This is a genomic window from Chloroflexus sp. MS-G (assembly GCF_000735195.1).
In the GTDB taxonomy this organism is placed as follows: domain Bacteria; phylum Chloroflexota; class Chloroflexia; order Chloroflexales; family Chloroflexaceae; genus Chloroflexus.
Window position 1 is genome coordinate 1 of sequence record NZ_JPIM01000045.1, and the last position, 24,413, is coordinate 24,413.

At 54.3% G+C, this 24,413-nt stretch carries 16 protein-coding genes; 3 read left to right on the forward strand and 13 right to left on the reverse strand.

The window, feature by feature from the left end:
* Positions 1 to 146: 146 nt before the first annotated feature.
* Both JE47_RS0109900 and JE47_RS0109905 read right to left on the reverse strand, forming a co-directional pair.
* Entirely contained in the window at positions 147 to 1,496 is a 1,350-nt protein-coding gene (locus JE47_RS0109900) for a golvesin C-terminal-like domain-containing protein (RefSeq protein ID WP_031459600.1), read from the reverse strand.
* 254 nt (positions 1,497 to 1,750) lie between these two features.
* Positions 1,751 to 2,923, reverse strand: coding sequence for a DUF3048 domain-containing protein (locus JE47_RS0109905; protein ID WP_031459601.1), 1,173 nt, complete (start codon positions 2,921 to 2,923; stop codon positions 1,751 to 1,753).
* Between the two features lie 448 nt (positions 2,924 to 3,371).
* Between JE47_RS0109905 and JE47_RS0109910 the strand changes: the two genes are divergently transcribed.
* Positions 3,372 to 6,893 (forward strand): sensor histidine kinase, encoded by a 3,522-nt coding sequence (locus JE47_RS0109910; protein WP_031459602.1) that lies wholly within the window; start codon positions 3,372 to 3,374, stop codon positions 6,891 to 6,893.
* Positions 6,894 to 6,896: 3 nt separating this feature from the next.
* Here JE47_RS0109910 and JE47_RS0109915 read toward each other — a convergent pair whose 3' ends face one another.
* The 9 genes from JE47_RS0109915 to JE47_RS0109955 all read right to left on the reverse strand — a co-directional run bounded on the left by JE47_RS0109915 (position 6,897) and on the right by JE47_RS0109955 (position 18,658).
* Positions 6,897 to 7,736 (reverse strand): YecA family protein, encoded by an 840-nt coding sequence (locus tag JE47_RS0109915; RefSeq protein WP_031459603.1) that lies wholly within the window; start codon positions 7,734 to 7,736, stop codon positions 6,897 to 6,899.
* Between the two features lie 19 nt (positions 7,737 to 7,755).
* Positions 7,756 to 8,559 (reverse strand): formylglycine-generating enzyme family protein, encoded by an 804-nt coding sequence (locus JE47_RS0109920; RefSeq protein ID WP_031459604.1) that lies wholly within the window; start codon positions 8,557 to 8,559, stop codon positions 7,756 to 7,758.
* Complete coding sequence (locus JE47_RS0109925; RefSeq protein WP_031459605.1) at positions 8,556 to 9,164, reverse strand: FFLEELY motif protein; 609 nt, start codon at positions 9,162 to 9,164, stop codon at positions 8,556 to 8,558. The genes JE47_RS0109920 and JE47_RS0109925 overlap by 4 nt, the downstream gene beginning before the upstream one ends.
* On the reverse strand, positions 9,161 to 12,517 hold the full coding sequence (locus tag JE47_RS0109930; RefSeq protein ID WP_031459606.1) for a tetratricopeptide repeat protein: 3,357 nt from the start codon (positions 12,515 to 12,517) through the stop codon (positions 9,161 to 9,163). The genes JE47_RS0109925 and JE47_RS0109930 overlap by 4 nt, the downstream gene beginning before the upstream one ends.
* A 432-nt stretch (positions 12,518 to 12,949) precedes the next feature.
* Complete coding sequence (locus JE47_RS0109935) at positions 12,950 to 13,432, reverse strand: peptidylprolyl isomerase (protein WP_035419299.1); 483 nt, start codon at positions 13,430 to 13,432, stop codon at positions 12,950 to 12,952.
* Positions 13,433 to 13,544: 112 nt separating this feature from the next.
* Positions 13,545 to 14,885, reverse strand: a complete 1,341-nt coding sequence (locus tag JE47_RS0109940; protein WP_031459608.1) for a vWA domain-containing protein — start codon at positions 14,883 to 14,885, stop codon at positions 13,545 to 13,547.
* A 435-nt stretch (positions 14,886 to 15,320) separates the two neighbouring features.
* Positions 15,321 to 15,692: a hypothetical protein gene (locus tag JE47_RS0109945; protein WP_031459609.1), complete on the reverse strand. Its 372-nt coding sequence runs from the start codon at positions 15,690 to 15,692 to the stop codon at positions 15,321 to 15,323.
* Between the two features lie 27 nt (positions 15,693 to 15,719).
* Positions 15,720 to 17,678 (reverse strand): acetyl/propionyl/methylcrotonyl-CoA carboxylase subunit alpha, encoded by a 1,959-nt coding sequence (locus JE47_RS0109950; protein ID WP_031459610.1) that lies wholly within the window; start codon positions 17,676 to 17,678, stop codon positions 15,720 to 15,722.
* Positions 17,660 to 18,658 (reverse strand): TIGR03557 family F420-dependent LLM class oxidoreductase, encoded by a 999-nt coding sequence (locus JE47_RS0109955; RefSeq protein ID WP_031459611.1) that lies wholly within the window; start codon positions 18,656 to 18,658, stop codon positions 17,660 to 17,662. Before JE47_RS0109955 ends, JE47_RS0109950 begins: the two co-directional genes overlap by 19 nt.
* Before the next feature lie 214 nt (positions 18,659 to 18,872).
* Here JE47_RS0109955 and mutS point away from each other — a divergent pair, with 214 nt between their 5' ends.
* Both mutS and JE47_RS0109965 read left to right on the forward strand, forming a co-directional pair.
* Entirely contained in the window at positions 18,873 to 21,773 is a 2,901-nt protein-coding gene (gene mutS / locus JE47_RS0109960; protein ID WP_031459612.1) for a DNA mismatch repair protein MutS, read from the forward strand.
* Between the two features lie 18 nt (positions 21,774 to 21,791).
* Complete coding sequence (locus tag JE47_RS0109965; RefSeq protein WP_031459613.1) at positions 21,792 to 22,724, forward strand: bifunctional riboflavin kinase/FAD synthetase; 933 nt, start codon at positions 21,792 to 21,794, stop codon at positions 22,722 to 22,724.
* A gap of 225 nt (positions 22,725 to 22,949) precedes the next feature.
* On the opposite strand, the gene JE47_RS0109970 is transcribed toward JE47_RS0109965, so the two are convergent.
* Positions 22,950 to 23,708 carry a 3-hydroxybutyrate dehydrogenase gene (locus JE47_RS0109970; RefSeq protein WP_031459614.1) on the reverse strand — a complete coding sequence of 253 codons (759 nt, stop codon included), beginning with the start codon at positions 23,706 to 23,708 and terminating at the stop codon, positions 22,950 to 22,952.
* 39 nt (positions 23,709 to 23,747) lie between these two features.
* On the reverse strand, positions 23,748 to 24,398 hold the full coding sequence (locus JE47_RS0109975) for an adenylate kinase family protein (RefSeq protein WP_031459615.1): 651 nt from the start codon (positions 24,396 to 24,398) through the stop codon (positions 23,748 to 23,750).
* Positions 24,399 to 24,413: the final 15 nt, after the last annotated feature.

The following is a 24,413-nucleotide window of genomic DNA, read 5'->3' on the forward strand; positions in this document are numbered from 1 at the left end:
AGCATTCAGCTAATCGGAGATGGTGTTTATCGGTTGTACGGCGACGAACGAGTATTCGGATAGGCTCCTAATCTCGCCGCTGATACCCAGTTGCGCATGATTGGGGCGGGTTTCAATCCCGCCCTGAGCACGTAACGTTCAGTCTCCTACGGCAGTGTGGTAGTATCGGCCGTCGCTGCCTCATCCCACGATTCCACATTTCCCGCCCAATCTCGAGCACGGATACGGAAAGCAAATTGTTTTCCTTCGTGGGGGCCAAACCAGGCGCTCAGATCGGTTGTCCCTAGCTTCCAGTCTGTCCAGCCACCGTTTGGCAGCAAACGAACTTGTATGTCGTAGCTGGCAATCCCTGTCATATCGTCGGTACCACCCCATTGAATCTGGAAGCCGTTGTCAACGTGCGTGATCGAGACAATTTGTGTGTCTGGTGGTGTGGTATCACTACGCGGCTCCCAGGCAATCGCGTCATAACGTACCGCCATACCTCGATCTCCGGTAAGATCACTCAGCGACACGCTCGGTACCGTGTTGGAGTTTCCACCAAAGTAATACGTTCCGAGTGAAGCCCACTGACCGGTGGCTGCACGTTGGTCAAGAATTATCTCAGTGGTTGTACCCTCATGACTGATGCGATAGCGAGCACTGGTTGTTGCCGGGTTCCCACAAGCTGGAATATATGCCTTCACTTCATAGAAACCGGGACTCAGCGTAGGTGCATTCCAAATGGCAGCGGTCGTTGCCTGCGCGGGATCAGTCGTTGAGTAGGTCCATTGATGCTGGCCGTTCAGCCCGCACGGTTCTTTATACCAATCTTTACCAACCGGGTTAAATGTTGGATCGGTGTTATCTACCGTTATTGCGCCTTCTGGCGCGGTCACCTGTACTTGTTGTGCATCATCAACCACTTGACCGGAACCGACTTCAACCGCTCCGGCAGGGCCGGGATCGTCACCAAGCCAGAGGAAGGTAACGTAGACATAATCACTGTTGGTCATGCCGAGATCATCCCAAAAGGTACCATCGGCGATGTCAATGCCGTTTGGGAGCGTGATCCGTCTTCCCCATTCATCGCGGCCCCCGTTGTATTTGTGGTAATAGGCAGCCTCAGCCATCGGCATACCAACCGGTAAATCACTATAACGCCGATTAGGATTCCAGTAGTCGTCGCGGGTGTTCCACGGTCCTACATCCCAAACCGGAACCACAACTGAACGCCCGTTGTAGGTAATACGTACCTTGAATTGGTCAGTGCCCTTCGGTGAGAGTACGCACCAGCAGGGTAGGGCTACGAAGCGATCACGGGGTTGAATAATATGGCCGTTGGCAGTGCGGTGACCAACCAGGCCTTCGCGGGTGGCAAAGATGCGGTAGGTTGGTGCGAGAGTTTGCTGCTGAGGTGGTGAAGTCGTTGGGGCAGCCTGAACAGGTGCGAAGATCGTTACGAGTACGATAAGTACCACAATCATCAAGCTGCGGCGAACGATCCTTCCAATCATACAGTTGTCTCCTTTGTGTTGACGGCATACGGCTGAAAGCCGGGCAGACGCGAGGCAGCCGTCGTTGCGTTGTCTGTCATTCACGAGCATCGATTGCGTGATTAGTGCTCGTGAACAATGCGATAGATGCGTCTGCACAGGCGTTGCACGATGCAAAGAAGGCAGGATGGGGGAATAATTCACGTTGACCACTTGGTCAGCTTGCGTGCAACGCCTGCCTGTTGCAGCCGGAGCCATTGCTCCGGCGTATCACGTTATCGTCCGCCCTGAACGGTGAGGTTAGCGAGGCTAGGAATGGCGGCGATCCAGACCGATCCCGGTGCAAGCGGGATTTCGTTGCCATCTGCATCGATCAGATACAGTTGCGCGTAACCGGCAGATTTACGCCAGGTTGCTTCAATCATGCGTCCGTCGCGGAAGATGCGCGCCGGTCCTTCACCGATCACATCTTGCTCAATCCGTCCCTTTGGATCATTTGGAATCGGTCGTTCGGGTACTTCCAGGATTACAACATTCTTGAACTGTAATTGCGTACCCGTTGCAGCATCAACGTGAGGCCGATTCCCGCGTAGATAGCGATAGCTGTTCGAGGTTGGATCGTAACTCCAACCTACAGCGGATTCACGGTAAATGAAGAAGTAGCGCAATTCTTGTTGAGCAGGCCGTTCCTCGATTGGGGCTTCGGCTGAATAGAGGAACCCAATTTCTGACAGACCGTCAACTGATCGCTCGTTGGCGGCAGCAAATGCAGCGATGTTGGCGCTATTGGTGTAGAGATTGTGCGGTGCACTCCGATCACGGGTTCGGTAAAAGTAGCGGCTAGCATTGCCACGGAGCGCATCCATATTGATAAGCTCAATCGAAGTTTCGGCCAGCAAGAGACCTTCTGGCGAGCCACCAGCATGAACGTAGACGGCGCGCAGTCCTTTTGCCCATTCGACATAGTATGGACGAGCACTGCGTACCGGGCCAATTACCGACATCTCAGGTGAGATACCGGGGATAAAGACAGCCATGTAGCGGGTGATACCGAATTCGGCCAGCGCCTCAAAGACGATTGCGGCACCATCCATACCGGTTTGGGGATAGGCATTCGGATGGTTGTCATACATAACGGCAAAAGGACGAGTAGTGACCGATCCCCGTGGTACGGCCAGTGGCGCATTCAACGGCTCAGGTGTAGCAGTTGGTTCAGGGACAGCCGTTGGTTCAGGTGTAGCTGTCGGTTCAGGGGTCGCAGTTGATTCGGGTGTAGCAGTTGGTTCGGGGGTAGCCGCAGGCAGGAGAGTTGGTACGCCTGTAGAAAGTATCTCAGTGGTTTCGATAGATACCGTGGTAGCTGTAGGTTCGTTTGCTACAGCCGATCCACACGCACCGATCAACAAAACTGCTAGCAGCAAGGCCAGCACAGTATATCTGCGTATCATAGATTCTCTTTCCTGGTGCACCGCAGGTCATGGCGGATAGCACGAGCGCCATATTATAACATGACTTTTCAAACCTGCAAGTTATTTCGTAGGATGGCCAGGGGTTTTCAACGTTCTCACCGTGCTCGGTAGAGGTAACGTGAGGAGCGGAATGAAGCTTGAGATAATATGGAGCAATTCCCATTCCGACCGTGCGTTGCCCAACCCGGTCGTTTATCTCGCCGATGATGCCCGTCCCCGCCTTGTCGGCGCGGGTTCCCAACCCGCCCACTGAGGCAAGGGAGAGTGCATCGTCGGGACGGAAAGAGCGATCCGTTTACATACCAGTGGGGTTTGAAGAGAACCTATCCCTCTTGACCACTTCTGTTTTCTACATTTCTGATCTTCTACATAAGCTCGAAACGCGGTACAATACAACAGATTTCACGTCCTAAACGGAGAGTCGATCATGACAAATGCATCCCACATTGTGCTACCAGAGTGGATAACCCTGGCAACAACGATGATCGACACCCAGCAATTTTCTGATTTGCAAGCTACTGCTCTGGCTACGCTACGAATGGTTTTGCCGCATTATGATGTCGATCTCCAGTGGTCATTTCAAGGGCATCCACAGGATGTGCACGATGGTGTTGTTCATCCGATCGCGGCTGAGGAAGTCTACGGCTGGTTAACGATCCGTCCAGGTTCGTTGACTACTGAAGAGTTAGCGATACTGAACGTTATCGAGCGTCTGATCATTGCCGCTTATGATCGGGTACGACAGCGCATGGATCGGCAAGATTGGCGACGGCGACTACAGGTTGAGTTTGATGCTTTGCGCGACTGTCATGATCCTGAACTGATTTGCCGTCAATTCGGACAGTTAATGTCTCAAATCGCGGGATGGCCATTGCATGTTGGGGTAGCGATCCCATTTCAACGTAGTGTATGGATTGAACAAATAGCCCACTACGATCCGCAAGCAGGAAACCATAGTTTGTCTGGTCGGCAATTCTGGACGGCTGAGACCGATCTTAGTAGCGTTGTGATGAAACTGAGTATGCCGATCAGTTCAACAAGATACCTGCACGACTGTGCCCACTATCAGGTTCGACCACACACCATCTGGAAGGATTTTGCTCCGACGTACTGGTCAGGGGTTCCCATTCGTTTTGAAGGTGAAACGATTGGTATGGTCTACACATACACAATGACACCATCAACCGTTGGCGAACTGCAACAGCAGATTGTCAATGAAGGATTGTACCTGATCAGTCAGTTGTTACGACCGATTCTCTTGCACCGCGAAGCGGAGCGTGCTAGTCGTCAACAGCGGATGTGGCAAGAGTTGATTTCTGCCGGTGTGCAGATTTTTGATCCTGATCGGGCATTACAAATGATGTTGGAAATCAGTTGTCAGTTGTTGGATGTGCAGGCAGGTAGTCTGTTTATCGTCGATGAACAGCAGCGCGAGGTGGTTCTTCGTTATGTGGCCGGTCAACATATGCGGCAATTGGTTGGGATGCGTCTGCCAATGAGCCATGGCATCCTTGGTCAATCGTTGGCGCTCGGCAAACCGGTTATTGTTAATGATGCAGTTGGCGACCCGCGACGCAGTCACTGGCTAGATCAGATGACTGGCCTGATGTGTCACAATCTGATCAGCGTGCCGTTTACCTCACCGAGTGGTGTGCGTGCCTGTTTGCAATATGTCAATCGCCAAGAAACAGCACCGTTTATCGATGCTGATATTGATCGCATCAATGCGATTATGGCAAGTATGAGCCTGGTCATTGACCATGCCCAGCGGCTTACGCAGGTAGAAACAGGGATCATCCAACATGCCCGTGATCTTGATCGGCGCAACGCTGACTTGCAGTCGGTGTTAGCTCTCAGTCGTGATCTGTTGCTCGAACGAGCGCCCGATCAGCTTTTTCACCTGATTATCAATGCGATCTGTGAGCGGATACGGTTTCAGGCGGCAGCCCTGTTTGTTCATCGGCGCGAGCGGAGTCTGCATCCGGCGTTGGAGTGTGTTGTTGCTACCGATCGTCTCGCTGCTGAATTTCCAATCGGTTTGCGTCTGGCAGCTAACCGACTTGATATACTGGCTCACGAGTGGTCGCTAGGCGAGAGCTGTTTTCTTCTCAACCGGCGAAGGGCCAGTTTTGCGGCTTTGTTTGACCTACCAGCACCGGTGCTAGAACAACTCGTCGATTTTGGGGCGACGCAGTGGAATGCTGATGATTTGCTGGTCGTGCTTCTGCGAGCACCTGATCAGCGGGTCCAGGCAGTGTTGTTCCTCGATCAACCGCTCAATGGTCAACGTCCGTCATCTGATGATATTCAGGCGCTGATTGTCTATGCCGGTATTGCCGGTGCGGCCATCGAAATTGCGCTCTTGCGGCACCGTCAGCAACGTAGTTTAGAGCGTCTGACAGCACTGAATGGCCTCGGGATGGTGATCAACTCGCAATCGTTACCTGAGCCGCAGGTGTTGGCGATGACAGTGCGCGGCATGCTTGAGATGGTCGATGGCGCATGGGCGCAGGTTGTGTTGTTTGATCCGGTTCAAGATACATTGCGCTTTGAGCAGTCGGTTGGCGTCACGATGCTTTCGCAGGATGCGGTGTTGACTCTCGCTCGTCGGGCACTGACTCAGCGGCGTCCGGTTTTTCGTTCGGCGACAACCGTTGCTCTGCCGCTCCGTGGTACCCAACAGCCAATTGGTGTGATCGTGATCGGCGGCGAGCAAGCTCTCGATTCTACCGATATCGAGATGTTGATGCTCTACGTCACCCAGACAGCTATCGCTATCGAGAGCATGCGTTTGCTCGAGGTGGTACGGCGTGCACGCGATAATCTATCGCGGGTGATGGCGACGATTGAGGATGCTCTTATTCTCTATAATGCTGATGGAACAGTTGTCGTGACCAATGAAACCTTTTATCGTCTTGCCCAAACGAACGCATGGTCACCGCCATTGTTTCAGGCGAATACGATCCATATCGAACAGTTACTCACTCAATGGGCAGATCAACGCCGTCTGGAAGCTGATGCCATCGCTACGCTGTGCCGCTCACTTTCTACTGCTGGCGCGCAAGGTGAATTACGGGGAAGTGATGGAGTATTTTCCTGGAAGATAACCTCGGCTGGTGATCTCATCTCTGGTCGTATTCCGGCTTTTTTGTTGACAATTCGTGATGTGACCGAGGCAAAACGGGTCGAGCAGTTGCGTGAAGACCTGACACATACCCTGGTACACGATTTTAAGAACCCGCTCACTGTTATTAAACTTTCCTTTGAGCGGCTGGAACAGGAACTGGGCGATCTCCTTACTGAACGCCAGAAAAAGGCAATTTTCATTGGGCAAAACAGCACAAATCGGTTGATTAACCAGGTGCACCTGATGCTCGATATTGGGCGGCTCGAGAGTGGTCAAATGCCACTTGAGCTAGGGCCGTTGCCGGTTGCCAGTCTCATTGAGCAGGTTACCGAGCGATTATCGATCCAGGCCCAAGAGAAGCACGTCCAGATCGTGCACCGGATTGACCCGCAGGTGCGCTGGTTGTTCGCCGATGCTGATATTATCGCCCGTGTGCTGCAAAATTTGCTCGATAATGCACTCAAATACAGTGCGTCTGGCGATCTGATTTCGCTTGAAATTCAGGTAAAACCTGAACAACAAGAACCACAGCTTGTGACTGTATCTGATGAGGTGACGGTTTTGATTCCGGGTGATCGAGTTGCCCATATCGTTGTACGCGATCAGGGGCCGGGTATTCCGCCTGAAGCTCAGGATGCTCTCTTTACCCGCTTCAGTCAGGCCAGGAGTAAACGAAGCGAAGGGAGTGGCCTGGGATTATTTTTCTGTCGGCTGGCAGTTGAGGCGCATCGAGGAGTGATCTGGGTTGAAAGTTCGCCTGGTCAGGGCAGCGCATTTCATTTTACGCTGCCGCTGGCCGAAATCTACTCTGATGCAGGCTAACGGTCAGTCCCTAAGCAGGCGCTGACGGGTCTCTTCAATAAAACGCTGAATGCGATCAGGGTCGGGTTTATCTGTTGGCAATATCAGAATGAAATGACTGAATATTTCCGAACGTTCGCGGAGCAGGTCTTGCCAGCCGGCCTCTGGTCGTTCACGTCGTAGTGCTTCCAGATGAATGTGTGCGAATGTCTGAAGCGGCTCGGCGGTATCAGGTGTGAGATGCGCAGCAGGGCCGGCAAGGTAGTAATTCGGTGTTGTTTGGCCGAGTGGTGTATCTACCGGTACCAGATGACCGACAATAACCTCATTGAGTTCGAGGCGCAGTGAGGCATGGCTGTCGGCCAATGGCACGGCGTCATCGTTTAGTAAGTCGCGCAGACTGGCACCGGCATTCGGATGGAGTTTCTCAACGCGGTACGGTCGTAACCTGACATCAACCCAGGTCGGTAAGAGTTGACGTTCAAGAGGGGAAAGAGCGCTCTCGTTCGCTTGATCCGCCAGGCGTTCGACAAGGGTTTTTCCGTCAGGTTGGCGGTAATCAAAGGCAAACCACACCATAAACCGGTCGGCGCCGTAACTTTCGCGCTGGTTTAGTTCGGCCAGTTGCGCAAACTGGTAACGTTGTTGCCAATAACGATCAAAGGCAGTTTGCAGGTCAGAAGCGTCGGCCGCAGTTGCCATCGCCAGGATACGTTGTAAGAGCTGATCTTGCGCATTCCGTAAGCGCAGTTGCTGACTGCGCCACTCCTCTTCAATCCGTAAATGGCAATCTTTATACTTGCGGCCACTCCCGCAGTAGCAAGGATCATTACGCCCTAACTTTCGCGTCTTCACTTGATTCATTTGCGAATCACTCCTTACGCTATTCGAGACTAAAAGCCAGCCGTATGCCCAGAAACTGATTACGCATAGTGGGTTGCAAGCGGAAACGGCAGGCACAGCGTGCATACCCTTGTGGATTGGCGTAACATCCGCCGCGCAGAATACGTCGTCCGGGGGCAGTTGGGTCTTCGCGTCCATCATCTGGCCGATACGGGTATGGTCGGTCGAGCGAGGCAGTCCATTCCCAAACATTACCGGCCATATCCTCGATCCCATACGGACTGCGCCCACTAGGATAGGCGCCTGGAGGATTAGGTGCAAACCTGCCGCTCTCGCGTGTATTGGCGTAGTTGGGATGAAACGTCTCGCCCCACGGGAAGCGACGGCCATCACTTCCACGGGCAGCATGCTCCCATTCAGCCTCAGTCGGCAGGCGGAAACGAATGGTGGACGGTGGTGTGACCGGTTGGCCGCTCGGATCGATCAGGCGAACAGAGCAATCTGGTTGTTGATTGAGCCAGGTGCAGAAGGCTTGCGCTTCATACCAGTTGACATCGGTGACCGGTAGTTCCAGTAATTCGGCTGGTGGTGTTGGGCCGTGCCAATGTGGTGGTGGCGGTACGGCGCCAGCCGCCACCGCCTGTGCGTAGAGCGCATTGCTGACCGGTATTTGGGCGATGGCAAATGTTGGGAGCAATAGCTCGTGCTGCGGCGTCTCTTCACGGTAGCTTTCGCGAGTACCACCATAGCGACGGGCAAGGTCGTTCAATTCCTGGATCGGCGTGCCCATACGAAAGCTGCGTGCCGGAATGCGGATCATTATCGGTAGGTTACAGTTGTTCATTGTTGGTATATCCGATTGAGTCGATCCAGCTCTCGCTGGTAGATCGTCTCGGCAAAATGTTCAATGGCGCTCACGTTTTGTAGCGCTTCGTAACCACGTTGCAGAAACGAGTGTATCTGCCCAATACCGACTAGGCATGCGACAACATGCAAACGACGGAGCGCCAGCCCCAGGATATGCGAGCGTGAAAGACGAAAGACATTGTAGAGTGTCGTTCTGACTAACGTCAGTTGTCGTAAACGCTCATCATACTTATCGGCGATTCGGTAGAAGTGTTCATAGGTCATTTCGTCGAAATCGGTCCCGACATTCGCCTGCCACATCCGTCGGGCCAGGTCCTCATCGAGTTGATTTGTGAGGTCGAGTAATTCTAACACCTCTTCCAAATCGCGCAGTTGAACACCGGGTAGCCAACCGATGAAATGTTGCAAGCGCCGCCCTTCCTGGTCGCGTTGGCTAAAATCACGCGGGCCATAGATATCGTTGAAGAAAAATTCGCCTAACGGTTCGTATGCCGGCACTTCGGCCAGATCACGGTAATCGCGCCGTAGTCGGTTTGATTGAAAGATTTGGAGGGCGAGACGATACTGACGGAGCGTACTCATGGCAAGCGTTCGATTTGGGCAAGAGCACGTTGTCCCCATTCACTGGTGGGTTCGCGGCTAATCAGTGTCTGGTAGGCGTTACGGGCCGCAGTAAAGTCAGCCTGATCTTCTGCGATCAGTCCACTATAGAAAATCGCTTCACTGTAGTCTGGGTTGAGGGTAATCGCTTTTTGGATGGCCTGTAATGCGCTTTCGGTGCGTCCTTGCGCGTAATAGGCTCGACCTAGCCAGTAATGGGCTTCAGGAAAGTTGTTCTGCAGCGCGATAGCCCGATTGAGGTCACGTATCGCCAGATCGAGATCACCATCACGGATGGCGAGAAGCGCCCGTCGATAGAAGCTCTCGGCGATGCGATCATTGGCGCCGATAGCGGCATCGAAGGCGGCGCGTGCTTCAGCGAAACGTCCGGCCTCTTGCAGTAATTTGCCTCGGAAGAGATGAGCTTCAGCGTAGTTGCTTTTTTGCCGGATAGCCTGTTCTACCGTTTGTAGTGCCTCTTCACTACGACCGAGAGCGTACTGAGTTTGGGCCAATCCTAATAGAGCCTCCGGATATTGTGGTTGTAGTTGCAGGGCGCGTTGATACGCAGCCAATGCGCGGGTAAGATTTCCACTGCGCAAGAGTGCTTCACCAAGCCAGAATTGGGCTGCGGCATCGTCGCTGCCGCCCGGTAGCGCCACGGCTGTTTCAAAGTAGGCGCGGGCAACACCCCAATTTCCTCTGCTGCTGGCGATTTCGCCTAGCCCGATATGTGCGGCAATTGATTGCGGATCAATGGCGATGGCCTGCTGATACGATTGCTCGGCGGCGGTCAGGTCGTTGCGGCGGCGCGCAACCTCGGCTAACGTCAGCAGGGCATTGACCTGGGCGGTGATCGCTTCGGGATCGGTGCGGTTAGCGACCAGATTCAACGTGCGCTGCGCGGTTTGCGTTGCGGCTTCAAGCCTATTCCCAACCAGATAAGCGCGGGCTAAAAGCTGGTGGGCTGTTGCCGAATTGGGATCGAGCGCCAGTGCACGTTCCAGAGCCTGGATGGCAACTGGTGCTGCATTCCCCCCGATGGCAGCCTGACCGATGGCAAGTAAGCGGTCGCGATCGTTGATGCCTTGTCCGAGGGCAATCCGATATTGCTCGAGTGCCCGCTGTGGTTGATTAAGAGGTCCCTCGTACAATTCGGCTAGCCGCAAACGCGCATCAAGATTGCGCTCATCAAAGACCAGGGCATCGCGGAGCATACGTTCAGCAGATTGGATGTCGCCTAAGCGAATGTAGGTCTCACCTAACTCAAAGGCGGCAACCGTTGAGCGGGGATCAAGCGTGAGAGCATCACGGTAGACTTCAGCAGCTTCTTCGGCATAGCCAGCATCGTTGTAGAGGCGAGCCAGTTCAATGGCTGCCTCTGCATATTCTACTGCCAGCGGAACCAGGAGCCGTTCGGCCTCGGCAAAACCACTGGCGCCACTAAGCCGGAGGGCGCGGGCCAGATGTACAACGGTGTATGGTGTCTTTTGCCATTCTACCAGCGCCCGCCAGTGCTGGATGGCTGTTGGCCAATCACGTTCCCGTTCGGCCACACGCGCCAGCATCAAATGAGCTGGAAAGAACTGATTGTTCCGTTCGAGTGCTTGCCGTAACCACTCTTTTGCGCTAGCCTGATCGTTACGGACGAGGGCAACCATGCCGATACCGGCGTAGCCGTCGGGTAGTTGCGGAGCAAGGTCAATAACTCGCCGGTAACTCTGGATGGCTTCGTCATACTGCTCGTTGATCCGGAATGCAAAACCGAGCGCCAGCAGCGTCAGGACATCATCAGGTTGTTGTTCGCGCAATCGTTGTAAGGTTGTAATACTCGGGTTAGCATTTCCCCCCGTACCAAAAAGGGCGGCTATCATTTGATCGATCGGCCCTGGTTTGGTACGCCCTTCAACCGTCTGTACAGCCGCTTCAACCAGCGCTAATACCAGTTTCTGGCGTCGCAATATCTCTTCGCTCCGCTCGGCCTGACCGGTTGCCATCAGACCGTTACCGGGAAAGATTGCGGCGTCGCCAGTGGCTCGTTGGCGCCACAGATTGATAGCTCGTGTGCTGTGTTCGGTTGCGATACGCAGTTGATCGCGCACTTGGCGCAGATCGTTTGCCGAGGGGAGCGGATTTGCCGCTTCGAGTGCCCAGTAGAGTGGACCGGTCAATGGTAGGTGTGTTTCGAGATTGGTTAAAGCGCGTTCTTCAAAAAATACGGCAGTCAGGCGTGATTCATACGCTGCCAGGAAGGTGTATGGGACCCGTCTGCCAGTCGCTGTCTTTGCTGACTCAAATCGTGCCAGCGCGGCCTGCGCGTCGGTGATCCGCCCACTTTCGCGATAGGCAGTGGCGAGCAGCAACTCAAGTTCCGGGTTAGTTGGTAACAGGTTACGTGCTTGTTCGAGATCAGACACTGCATCGCGGGTACGCTGTTCACGTAATGCCCACAACGCAAGGTTGACCCGCAATTGACCAAGGTCACGGCCATCGAGGAGGTCGATAGCTTCGGCAAAGTAGCGCAGTGCATCGGCACTGCGGGCATCCCACAGGATCGCGCCAAGATTATTGGTCAAGAGGGCGCGGTCACTGTTGGCAAGACTGAGGGCTGCCTGATATTCAGTTGCAGCCCCGCTGTACCACCCCCTCGCCCACAAGAGATTACCCCGCAGGATATGCAACAAAAGTGGATTCATCTGGGGCGTGTTCTCGACCAGGCGTTGGAGTTGATCGACTGCCAGGTCTGCTTCGCCATGGTGATAGGCGGCTAACGCCAGCAGATACGGTACTAATGTGGTCTGACCATTGATCGGGTCGGTACTGATGACAAACTGGTTTGGCAGCGCAAAGCGCATCGTAAAACCGTACCAGCTCTGACTCACATCAATGTTGTGAGGGGTGTAGATAATCTCGGGGCGCAAACTTAGGCTGTCGAGCCGTCCACCGGCAATGACCGAACCGCTCACAAGGAGGTCGGCGTTTAATCGTTGCACGAGCGCGAGCGCTTCAGTACTGTTGGCCGGTCGAGTGTCGGTCATGATGACGTGGATCAGATTGCCCCCCTGGAGCTGTAGTTGTCGCGTGAGCGCATTGGCAATCTGACTACCGGTACGACCGTCCTGGTCGGTGAATGGGGTGATCACAATCACGAAACGCGGATCGGTAGGCCGAAAGATAGGAAAGAGTGCGAAGCCAAGTGCAATGGCCGCCAGTGCAATGGCCGCCAGTGCAAGCAATATCCAACGTCGGCGGGATGGTTGCTGTGGGGCAGTTTTGTCTGATACTTGCTCTACAGCCGATGGTTCTTTGTCCTTCCGTTGCCATGGCCATCGCATAGATCCGCTCCTTACCACTGTCGGTCATACCAGCTCCTATTGTAAGCAGTTTGGAGGATATTTCAAGCTGTAATGGTGAGGACGACTCACTGATGAACAGATAGAATAACTTACAATAACTTACAGCTTCCGGCAAAGATTTCTGTGGTTCGTCGTGTAGAGCTTTTCAACGTTTTCATCCTGGTGCGATGGACGTAAGCGGAGAGAGGAGGGATTAGAGATGGTATAGATACCAACCCGTCTGCCGTGGTCGGCCCGCTGCCAATGCCCGCTGGTGCATTGGCGAGGCATGTGTCACCCACTCTACAGGGGTGATGGTACACTGATGCGCCAACCGATAGGTCTTACGTGCTCACGTTCAAACGCGGGCCGCCGGCCCGCGTTCCTCGGAAACAGCGTTCAGACGCGCTCTGAGAACGCATCGCTGGTTGGTTACAGTTCCTGCACGGTAACTTTGGTCATCCTGTCACCCTGCTGAATCGCATACACGACATCCATACCATTTACTACCCGACCAAACACGGTATGGCGTCCATTTAGATGTGGCTGCGGAGTATGGGTGATGAAAAACTGGCTGCCATTAGTGTTTGGGCCAGCATTTGCCATCGAGATAACACCAGCTTCGTGCGTGAGTGGATTACCGATAACTTCATCACGAAAACGATAGCCAGGGCCGCCGCTTCCGCGTCCGGTTGGGTCGCCACCTTGAATCACGAAGTCTTTGATGACGCGGTGGAAGGTCAGGCCATCGTAGAAGCCTTCTCGTACCAGAAAAACGAAGTTGTTAACGGTCAAGGGGGCATGCTGGGGGTAGAGATCAAGTTCAATCGTACCGCGGGTGGTTTCCATCGTTACCCGGTACGTTTTGCTAACGTCAATCTGCATTGGCGGTGGACTATTCCATTGTTTTGCCACGAGCGTACTCCTGGAGCTTATCTCACGAACATTGTGACAGCATTATACCATCAACCGCTTCCGCCGCCAGAGGAATGGCGATACTCTAAAACATCGAAAAGCCCTGCCATGGCTACGAAGTGGTCTGACCTAACCGCCGTGTAGCGTAGGTTAGCTCCTTAGCAGTGATACCAGGCTGTTGCTGTTGCATCAGGTTGTTAGCCTCTGCTATGGCCAGCGCTGCCAGTTTGGGTTCGGCCAATTCGTGTAGTCGCGTCGCAAGTTGACGCAATAGATGAGCTGCGGTCTTGTAATCGCCCTGCTGTCGGGCTTGTTCGGCTCGTTGGCGGAGGATGGCAATGGAAGCACGGTTAATGATCGGCAGGAGTGTCGGTGGTGGGTTGACAGCGTCGGGACGGTAGTAAGCGATCACGTCGTGATCGATGGTTGACTGACCGCTCATAATTCGGAGTCGGGCTAGGCGTCGTCGTTGATCGGCTGCGCCGGGGGCAACGAGGAAGGCGCACACCAGTTGAGCAGCTTCTCCCCGTTGCAGATCACCGAGATGAACTGTCAATCGCCGACCGTGTTCGGTACTGAGGGGTGTTAAGGTGGTAAGGCTTGGTGTGAGTCGTACGATCCACCGCAGCGCGACAGTTTGGGGCAGCGTGAGTTGGAGAGTTATTGCCTGAGCAGTGATCTGGCGGATGCTATCGAGTTCAGTCGCGATGGTCGCCGGGATTTCAGTAGCTTCATGCACAAAACTGGCTCGACCTCCGCTAAGGTCGGCCAGTTGTACCAGGAGATGTTCTTCAAACGCACCACCGAGACCGATCGTACTAAGCGTTATGCCGCGAGCGGCTGCTTCGCGTGCCAGTGAGATGCACAGGGTTGTATCACTGGTGAAGCCATCGGTGAGTAGGATAATGCGACGGATAATGTCTTCATCCGTCGTAACAAACTGTGCCAGTGCGAGTTGTAAACCCTGCGCGAGATTGGTAGTTTCACCAAGACGGAGTGCCGGTAAGCGCATGAGTGCAGCAACTAACTCGGTTCGGCGGGTGGCAGGGATACTCGGAGCAAGGACAATCGCATCACTGGCGCAGGCAATCAGAGCAAGCCGGTCGTTATGGTCAAGTCGTTCAATCAGGCTATGAAGTGCATGCGTCGTGTATGTGATCGGGCTTGGGTAGAGAGTTCGCTGTTCGACCGAGAGCGGGTTACTCAATTGCCAGACCGGTACACCGTCAACCAGTACTTCGTGAGCACCGCTCTGCCGCACAAGATCACGAAATTGCTGTTCATTAACGATTGGTATGCGCATTGAACGGCTAGCATCGGCTACAATCGCGAGATGAAGTGGCAATCCACCATAACCGGTTGCAGCAACAGTGAGGTGCAGGTAGGCGATCTGCGGTTGCTTTAGGACCGGTAAGACAATCGGTTCGGGTGTGCAGCGTATTTGTAGCAGCATAGGCTGCGATCCTTCCCTGTCACCGAGTAAATGGTTTCAGTTTCTGGCGCTATCGAAGGGAGTGTCGGCAATGATTGTCACTCGTTCAACGAGTGCATCGTCTTATGAGTGTCTTACAAATCTACTCAGAATGTATTATGGGCAAACGAGGCGCATTTTACCCAAACAGTCCCCGTGGAACAGCTTTGACACGCCTGACCTGTTTTATACGTTTTCTAAGCGAATAAGAGCCTATCAGAATAATTGTCTCACAGCACAGCGGATGAAACCTGATAGATGTACGGGCGCAGCGCCGCTGCGCCCCAATTGATTCTGCGACAGGGTATTCCGGATAGGCTCTAAGAACGTCTCACGCACCGGATACCGCTCCTCATTGCTCTTTATCCTCGCTATTGTAGAGGATGAAAGGATGATACAACATAACGTGCAAACACATTATTGTCTACAATCGGCTGGTATTGGCGGATCGCTAAACGTGATTTCGAGGACAGACCCATTATTGTATGTTGTCACTCGTCGCGTGCGGGTAATTGAGACAAGTGCATTCGTTTTTTCATCAGGAATACACGAATCGACTTTGGTTTCTTCCTCAGTTTTAAGAATGCCACCGCGTGTGATACCAACCACAAACTCTTGCGCAATAGCCAGTGTTGCCGGTCTAAACAATCCCACCCCGATGATGCTCAGGATAAGGAATACCAGGACAAATATCCAGATGGTACAACCGCTACGTCGACGTTTGGGTGGTTTCTGTGGTTGTTGTTGGGCAGGTGGTGCAGGTGGTTTAGCTGGTTGTTGCGATGCCATACGTTGCTCAATCGTTTGTCAGATCAATTATTCCGATACCGGTTCAAGATCAACGAGATGCGCGCCGGCAGCTACACTTGCGCCAACCTGATAAGGGAGACGCCGTACAATGCCAGCGTATGGTGCGACCACAGTATGTTCCATTTTCATTGCTTCCAATACTAACAGTGGTTGCCCTTCACGAACCCGTTCGCCTACTGCAACGTGAATGCGTACAATTGTGCCGGGCATTGGGGCGTTAAAGCTGGCCGCATCCTGATCGTTGCTCCGCAGAACGCTATCGGCCGTAAGTGACGCCGGACGTGTCAGGTGATACGATTCACCTCGCCATGCAATAAGCCAACCATCTTCAACGCGGGCGAAGAAGAATTGCTGGCGTTGACCGTCGATCGCTAACGCCAGTTCGTGGTGCCCGCGCCGCACCAGTGATACCTGAGCGATCCAGGAATCTCCGCTTATTTGCCAGCCATTGGTAGATGGTGTCACGCGCAGGTGGTGATCGCCATGCGCGACAAACGTGAGTGGAATAGTATCACCACCTAACCGCCAAACGGCGGCGAAGGGGTCACGCGGTGGTGGGGGGTCGGTAACGCTGAGTACGGCTGCGGCAACCAGAACGGCGCACGGTGGTGGGCCGGGTGGCGGCACCAGACCTTCATGTTCGCTGAGGAAGCCGGTATGGGTATGACCGGCAGCGAAGGCTGGATGTTCGGCAATGGCCTGTAGCAGTGGTAGGTTGGTTGTTGGGCCAAGGACTGCCATCTCGCGCAATGCTCGACGCAGGCGGGCGACTGCCTGTTGCCGGTTAGTGCCGGATACGATAATCTTCGCCAAGAGTGGGTCGTAATGGACGGTCACCTCATCACCACTTACTAGACCGGCATCAACCCGTACACCTGGCCCTTGTGGCGGCACAAACAGCGCTACCTTTCCGATTGATGGCAGGTAGGTACGGGGGTCTTCGGCATAGAGACGAACTTCTATCGCGTGACCGCGCACATCAATATCTTCTTGTCGGAAAGGAAGCGGTTCTCCGGCGGCGATAGCAATCTGCAAGTGAACCAGATCGTATCCGCATACCAGTTCGGTGACCGGGTGTTCAACTTGCAGACGGGTATTCATTTCCAGAAAGTAAAATTCACCGTCGGGTGTGAGAATGAATTCAACGGTGCCGGCATTGACATAACCGGCTGCCCGAGCAACAGCGACTGCGGCATTGCCCATTGCCTGACGTAACGCTGGCGTTAAGGCAGGGGATGGTGCTTCCTCAACCACTTTTTGATGGCGGCGCTGAATCGAGCAGTCGCGTTCACCTAAATAAACAACGTTGCCATACATGTCAGCCAGTACCTGTATCTCAACGTGACGTGGGCGGAGCACCAGCCGCTCGATAATCAAGCGGTCATCGCCAAAGGCCGATCGCGCTTCTCGGCGGGCACCTTCGATGGCCGCAGGGACATCGGCCAGATCACCAACCGCACGCATTCCCTTCCCACCACCACCAGCGCTGGCCTTAATCAGCAATGGTGGTCCAATTCGTCGGGCTTCAGCAATCAGCCGTTCGTCGCTCTGGTCGTCGCCGTCGTAGCCCGGCACAACCGGCACACCGGCAGCCTGGGCCAGGGCACGGGCTTCAGCCTTCCCTCCCATCGCAGCAATTGCCGCCGGTGGCGGCCCGATGAAGGTCAATCCTGCTGCTGCACACTGCTCAGCCAGTTTTACACTCTCACTGAGGAACCCATAGCCGGGATGGATCGCCTGGGCATTCAGTTTGAGTGCTGCCTCAACAATTGCTTCAGCGCGTAGATAACTCTGCGTTGCCGACGGTGGCCCGATCTCGATAGCTACATCAGCCATACGTACATGCAGTGCTCCAGCGTCAGCGGCAGAATACACAACCGCTGGGCTGATGCCTAATTCGCGGCATGCACGGATAATACGCACGGCAATCTCGCCGCGGTTAGCAATCAGGATACGGTTGAACATGGGCGTAGCTTGGGTAAGACGACTTCTCCGTAGGCTTTAATCCATTCAACTTGATTGCGACCGACATTATGCACATAAATCTCGTCGAAGCCGAGATCGATGAATTGCTGGAGATGGGCACGGTGTTGCTCGAGGTCTGAAGAGATCAAGACGCGACCTCGAAAATCTTCCGGTCGCACGAGCTTTGCCATGGCTGCAAAATCTTCTGGCGAGCGAATATCCTGTTTAGGAAAATTCATGCCACCGTTGGGCCACTGCGTGAGCGCGTTGTGCAGTGCCTCTTCATCGGTTGGCGCCCATGAAACGTGCAATTGGAGTAGTTTTGGCATCTGATCAGGGTCTTTGCCAGCTTCTCGGGCGCCAGCAGCGAAGTCGGCCAGAATGCGACGTAGTTTATCAGGGACGGCTCCCGGCGTTATCAGACCATCACAGGTGCGTCCGGCCCAACGCAGTGTTTGTGGCCCGGTAGCAGCAATGTAGATCGGTACCGGCTGCTCAGGCAGTGTCCACAGGCGGACTTTATTCATGCGGAAATACCGGCCTCGATACCGCGTCTCTTTACCGCTAAGGAGCTTCTGAATGATCTCGGTTGCCTCTTGCAACATCTCAAAACGAGTCAGTGGTTCTGGCCATTCACCGCCAACCACATTTTCGTTCAGCAGTTCGCCACTGCCTAACCCTAACCAAAAGCGGCCGGGGAACATGGCCGCCAGGGTTGCAGCGGCCTGAGCGATAACTGCCGGGTGGGTGCGGAAGGACGGGCAGGTCACACCTGGCCCAAAACGATGATTGGTGACGACACCGAGCGCACCCATCCAGCTATACACAAACGCATTGTGTCCCTGCGCCGGTACCCAGGGTTGGAAGTGATCGGCTGCCATGACGCCGCGAAAACCGTACTGCTCGGCTAATCGACAGTGTTCGAGAAGTTCGTTTGGGTGAAACTGTTCTAATGCTGCTGATATACCAATCGTTGCCACGGGCTTTATCCTGTATGACGTGATGAGGTTTCTGGTTTAGTATACCATGGTGCGCCATTTTGTTGGTACAACTGCCAGACTGCCGTGCATGATAGTGGGGTCTGATTGAAAGGTATTACCTGCTCGCCAGTCAGAATATGCTATCATAACTCGAGTGCAATCTGTTCAGATCATGGCAGTGCTGTTGGTTAGATGATCAGGTAATGATGTTCCTATGGCCGCTGTTGAATTGCACGCATGGTATCGCCAATATCGCAAACTAAAAGAAGAGGCTGCTGACGCGATCCTCCTCTTTCGGTTTGGTGATTTTTATGAGACCTTTGATGATGATGCAAAGTTGATTGCTGAGTTGCTTGACATAACATTAACCCGGAAAGAATACGCGGTTGATAAGCGCTTGCCGAAGGAACAGCAGAAACTGTATGCACCAATGGCCGGTATGCCGTATCACGCGGTGGATCGCTACGTGAGCGAGCTGATTGCGCGTGGTTATCGCGTTGCGATTGCCGAGCAGTTGAGTGAGACAGAGGCGATGCGCAACGATACCCGGCCTCGTTCGGTGTATGCGGCTGGTCTGACCCCAGTTGAGAGCAGCGGTAAGATGGTGCAACGGGCGATCGTGCGGGTGATTACGCCGGGAACGGTGATTGATCCGGCACTGTTGCCTGACCGCAATAATAACTATCTTGCTGCGGTGATTGTTGAGCAAGGGAAGGTTGGTCTAGCGTATGCCGATCTGTCTACCGGTGAGTTTGCCGCTGCTGAGTTTGCTGATGCGCGTGCACAGATTCAATTGCAGGCCGAGTTGGCCCGTCTGAACCCTGCCGAAGTGTTAGTTCCTGACGATGATGCGTTGCGTCTCTCCGGTCTATCACCGGTACAGGCCCGACTCAGTCAGGATTTGGCGCCGCTCACAAAAGATGAGCGCGAAGCGTTGTTGCCTCACGAACGGGTAGCCCGTCGCCTTGAAGGTGTAAGCACAGCCAGTTGGACGCAAGGCCATGTGACCGAATGGCCGGTATGGCGTTGGGAGCTGACGACCGCAGCAGAGGCGTTGTGTGAACATTTGGGTGTCGCGTCGCTGGTGGTGTGTGGCCTTGATACCCGTCCTCTCGCTGCGCGTGCGGCCGGTGCCCTCTTACAGTATGCCCAGGTGACGCAACGCCAGCGGGTGAGTCAGTTGCGTCATTTGCGCGTGTATCATACCGGCGCGTATATGTTGCTCGATCCACAGACGCGCCGGAATCTAGAGTTGTTGGAGAGTAGTGGGCGACAGGGAGCAAAAGCGTCGCTGATTGCAGTGCTTGATCGTACCTGCACGGCGATGGGGGCGCGTTTGTTGCGTCGTTGGATTACTCAGCCATTGATCGTCCTCGAACCGCTTCAGGTGCGGCAACGGGCGGTAGCCCGGCTGGTTGCTGAAACGATGGCACGGCTTGAGGTGCGGGCAGCGTTGGCCGAATTGCCGGATGTCGAGCGGGCGGTTAATCGTATTGCGCAGGGAATTGCAGTGGCGACACCGCGTGATATGGTGCTGTTGCGGGCTGCGCTGCGGAAGTTATCGGCAGTGCGGCAAGCGGTTGAACCACTGTTACCCGATCTCCTGGCTGCTGAGATGACCGGTGAATCGGCATTGACGTTTGATGAGTGTACTGATGTGCTCGATTTGCTAGAACAGGCCCTCGACGACGATCCACCGGCGTTGTTGGGTGCATCAAATTATCTGCGGGCTGCTGAAGAGGGTGGTGAACGACCGCGACGGGTGATTCGCCCCAGTTTCGATCAGCGGCTCGCTGACTTGATCAAGGCCAGTCGTCACGCACAAGAATTTATTGATCGACTTGAGAGCAAGGAACGCGAGCGTACCGGTATTCGTTCGCTCAAGGTTGGTTACAATCAGGTCTTTGGGTATTACATCGAGATTTCACGGGCAGTGGATCCGAAACTTATTCCACCCCATTACGAACGGAAGCAGACCCTGGTAAACGCTGAGCGGTATGTAACTGAAGAGCTGAAATTCTACGAGAGTTTGCTGAGCGATGCTCGCTTGAAGCTGATCGATCTTGAGCGTGATATTTTTCAGCATCTCTGTGAATTATTGCAACAGCACCTTGATCGGTTGCGTACTGTCATTAGCGCAGTGGCCCGGATCGATGCCCTGGCCGCACTGGCCGAGGCTGCCGTGCGTGGCCGGTATGTGCAGCCGATGTTGCGCAACGACCGCGTGCTTCGCATCAAGCAGGGACGCCATCCGGTGGTGGAGCGTACTCTGAGCGAACCGTTTGTTGGGAATGATGTCGAACTGGACGGTGACCGTACTCAGATTTTGATTATCACTGGGCCAAACATGGCCGGTAAGAGTACCTTTTTGCGTCAGGTGGCGTTGATTACGCTGATGGCCCAAATTGGTTCGTTTGTTCCGGCTGATGAGGCTGAAATTGGGTTGGTTGATCGCATCTTCACCCGGATTGGTGCTCAAGACGATATTGCGACCGGTCAAAGTACCTTTATGGTTGAAATGACCGAAACCGCAGCCCTGCTCCGACAGAGTACACCGCGCTCGTTGATCATTCTTGATGAGGTGGGACGTGGTACCAGTACGTATGATGGGATGGCCATTGCGCGTGCGGTGGTCGAGTATATTCACGACCATCCGCAACTGGGTTGTCGCACGTTATTTGCCACCCACTATCACGAATTGACTGCATTAGAACAGCAGCTCCCACGAGTGCGGAATTATCATATGGCGGCAGTTGAGCGCGATGGTCGAGTAGTATTTTTGCACGAGTTGCGCCCTGGTGGCGCCGATCGCTCGTATGGAATTCACGTCGCTGAGCTGGCCGGTATTCCGGTAGAAGTGATCCGACGGGCCAGTGCCTTGCTGGCCGAACTCGAAGGTCGGGTTGGATCACCATCAGCACCGGCAGCGCCCGCATCACCAGCAATCGTCGCGTCGCCTGATCGTGAGCTGTCAGGAAGGATGCAATTGTCGTTCTTTGATCTGATGCCGCATCCGGTGGTAGAGTATTTACGACGGCTCCGTATTGAAGAGCTGACACCGCTAGAAGCATTGAATCGGCTGGCCGAGTTACAACGTCTGGCCAGTCAGCAATAGGAATGGAGCAGGAAATCTGTGCAGATCGCCCGTGATCTTACTCCCGGATTGGCCAACCGGGCGACCGTGTTGACGATTGGCCGTTTTGATGGTGTCCATCTCGGTCACCAGCAACTGATTCGGACAACGGTAGAACGGGCACGAGCGCTCGATATGCTGAGTGCTGTGCTGACTTGGGAGCCGCATCCACGAGCGGTTTTGCAACCGGATCAGCCGTTGCAATTGTTGAGTGATCTTGACGAAAAAATCGAGCAGATTCGTCGTCTTGAGCCTGATCTGCTGATTATCGCCCCATTTACGCCTGCTATCCGTAACTTGACGGCAGCCGAGTATATGGCACATATTATGGCCGCGCTGCCGGTGCGTGAAATCTGGGTTGGTGAAGATTTTGCCATGGGGCGTGGTCGCGAGGGAGACATTCCGCGTCTGATGGAACTTGGGCGGGAGATGGGTTTTGCCGTGGGAGCGTTGAGTAAGTACAAGGTTGCCGGTATTCCGGTAAGCTCATCGCGTATTCGTGAACTAGTGCTCGCTGGGAATGTCTCTGGCGCGAGTGCTCTCCTCGGTCGACCGTTTGCTCTGCGCGGGATTGTGACTCGTGGTGATGGACGTGGACGACTGATCGGCTTCCCTACTGCAAATGTACAGGTCAGTCACGATGTTGTCTTGCCAGCAAATGGAGTATATGTCTGTCGTGCATATCTGGCAACGGGTCAGGTTATTTCGGCGGTAACCAATGTTGGCGTCCGGCCAACATTTGCCGGAACCCAACGAGTAGTTGAGGCCCATTTGCTCAATTGGGAAGGGGATTTGTACGATCAGCCACTGCGTGTCGAGTTTTTGATGCGTCTCCGCGACGAACGTAAGTTTAGCGGTGTTGATGATCTGGTCAACCAGATCAAGCGTGATGTGGCAGAGGCACAGGCAATATTAGGGGAACAGAGCAGGTAGCCTGCTGTGCTGATGCTGTATTGATACAGTCATCAAGAGAAAACATACTGCTGTTGGCCGGGAGCGTGGGCCTCTGGCCCGTGTCCTGACATAAGCGAGTGTTTGAAAGCTGGAAAGCCGGGCGTGTCTGGTGCAGGGAGGAAGGAGGAGGGATTAAAATGAGGCTGGAAGACTCCTCTTCCTTCCAACACCACAGGCGGGTATGTAAAGAACTTTGAAATGTTCTTAGCGTGCCGTCCACCCTAATGCCATTTCGTACACCGAACCGGTAATCGCACCGGCAGCGTCAGAGCAAAGGAACGCCGCCAATCCGGCAACTTCGGCAGGCTCAATCAGCCGTTTGATAGCAGCCGGTTCGAGCATCACCTTTTCAATGACTTGCTCCTCTGGAATGCCACGAGTACGGGCCTGATCGGCAATCTGCTTTTCTACTAGCGGTGTGCGCACGTAGGCAGGGGCGATCAGGTTGACCGTGATCCCATAAGGGCCACCTTCGAGTGCGGCAGTGCGGGTTAGCCCGAGGAGGCCATGTTTGGCTGAAATGTAGGCACTCTTGAACGGTGAAGCACGTAGACTATGAACGGAACCGATGTTAACAATCCGGCCACGGCCATTGGCTTTCATACTCGGCCAGACGTATTTGGTCAAGCGGAAGGGGGCGGTCAACATGACGGCAATCATGGTTTCCCAGCGATCTTCGGGAAAGTCTTCGATGGCATCAATGTGCTGAAAACCGGCATTGTTGATCAGCACATCCACTCGTCCATACGAATTGAGAGCGGCATCGACCGCTTGTCGACACCCGGCCTGCGTAGCTAAATCAACCCCGACGAAGAGACCACCCAATCGTTCGGCTGCTGCTTCACCTGCGGCACTCGGTAGATCGACCAAAACAACCTGGTAGCCGTCAGCAGCGAATCGTTCGGCACAGGCTAATCCGATGCCACTGGCTGCACCGGTGATGATGGCAACCTGCTTACTCATCGGTGTTCCTCCTTTGGATCGAATCTCAAGCTACTGAGCTTAGATAATGTCTCGAATGGCTGCAACAATTGCTGCCGGTGATTGATCGGCGTGAATGCGATAAATAGGCACATGTGTCTCGTAGTAGTCAATGATGGGCTTTGCTTGTTGCTCGTAGATTCGCAGACGTGCTCGAATGACTGCCGGCTGATCATCCTCGCGTTGCGACAACGTTCCACCCTCTGCCAGGTATTGTGCCATCTTTGTGGCATTGTCAATGTGTATGGTCTCTTCCTGACCGTCAAGCTTATGCCAGATACGGCGACCACTCAGCCGGCGTACAATCTCTGTTCCGTCCAGTTCAAGGACAATGACGGCATGAAGCTGGCGTCCCAATTCGGCCAGGATTGTATCGAGCATGCGTGCCTGAGCGATACTGCGAGGGTACCCCTCGATCAGACAGTCTTGGGATGGAGGAATGGCACGCAACCAGCTCCGCATCAGTTCGGCCATAACCTCGTCAGGTGCTAACTGGCCTTGTTCGAGCAAAGGTTCGATTTGCCGTCCCAGGGTACTCTGGGCGTGAATTTCGGCACGGAGCTGTTGCCCGGTAGATATGATTGCCATCCCGGTAGCTTGCGCTAACTGAGTCGCGATTGTGGTCTTGCCAGAGCCGGGTGGGCCGATGAGAACTATTGTTTTTGCCGTCACATGTACCGTCTCGTT

Excerpts from the sequence above, each read along its gene's own strand:
- JE47_RS0109900 (WP_031459600.1), bottom strand. The coding sequence starts at position 1,496 with ATGATTGGAAGGATCGTTCGCCGCAGCTTGATGATTGTGGTACTTATC.
- JE47_RS0109905 (WP_031459601.1), bottom strand. The coding sequence starts at position 2,923 with ATGATACGCAGATATACTGTGCTGGCCTTGCTGCTAGCAGTTTTGTTG.
- JE47_RS0109910 (WP_031459602.1), top strand. The coding sequence starts at position 3,372 with ATGACAAATGCATCCCACATTGTGCTACCAGAGTGGATAACCCTGGCA.
- JE47_RS0109915 (WP_031459603.1), bottom strand. The coding sequence starts at position 7,736 with ATGAATCAAGTGAAGACGCGAAAGTTAGGGCGTAATGATCCTTGCTAC.
- JE47_RS0109920 (WP_031459604.1), bottom strand. The coding sequence starts at position 8,559 with ATGAACAACTGTAACCTACCGATAATGATCCGCATTCCGGCACGCAGC.
- JE47_RS0109925 (WP_031459605.1), bottom strand. The coding sequence starts at position 9,164 with ATGAGTACGCTCCGTCAGTATCGTCTCGCCCTCCAAATCTTTCAATCA.
- JE47_RS0109930 (WP_031459606.1), bottom strand. The coding sequence starts at position 12,517 with ATGCGATGGCCATGGCAACGGAAGGACAAAGAACCATCGGCTGTAGAG.
- JE47_RS0109940 (WP_031459608.1), bottom strand. The coding sequence starts at position 14,885 with ATGCTGCTACAAATACGCTGCACACCCGAACCGATTGTCTTACCGGTC.
- JE47_RS0109945 (WP_031459609.1), bottom strand. The coding sequence starts at position 15,692 with ATGGCATCGCAACAACCAGCTAAACCACCTGCACCACCTGCCCAACAA.
- JE47_RS0109950 (WP_031459610.1), bottom strand. The coding sequence starts at position 17,678 with ATGTTCAACCGTATCCTGATTGCTAACCGCGGCGAGATTGCCGTGCGT.
- mutS (WP_031459612.1), top strand. The coding sequence starts at position 18,873 with ATGGCCGCTGTTGAATTGCACGCATGGTATCGCCAATATCGCAAACTA.
- JE47_RS0109970 (WP_031459614.1), bottom strand. The coding sequence starts at position 23,708 with ATGAGTAAGCAGGTTGCCATCATCACCGGTGCAGCCAGTGGCATCGGA.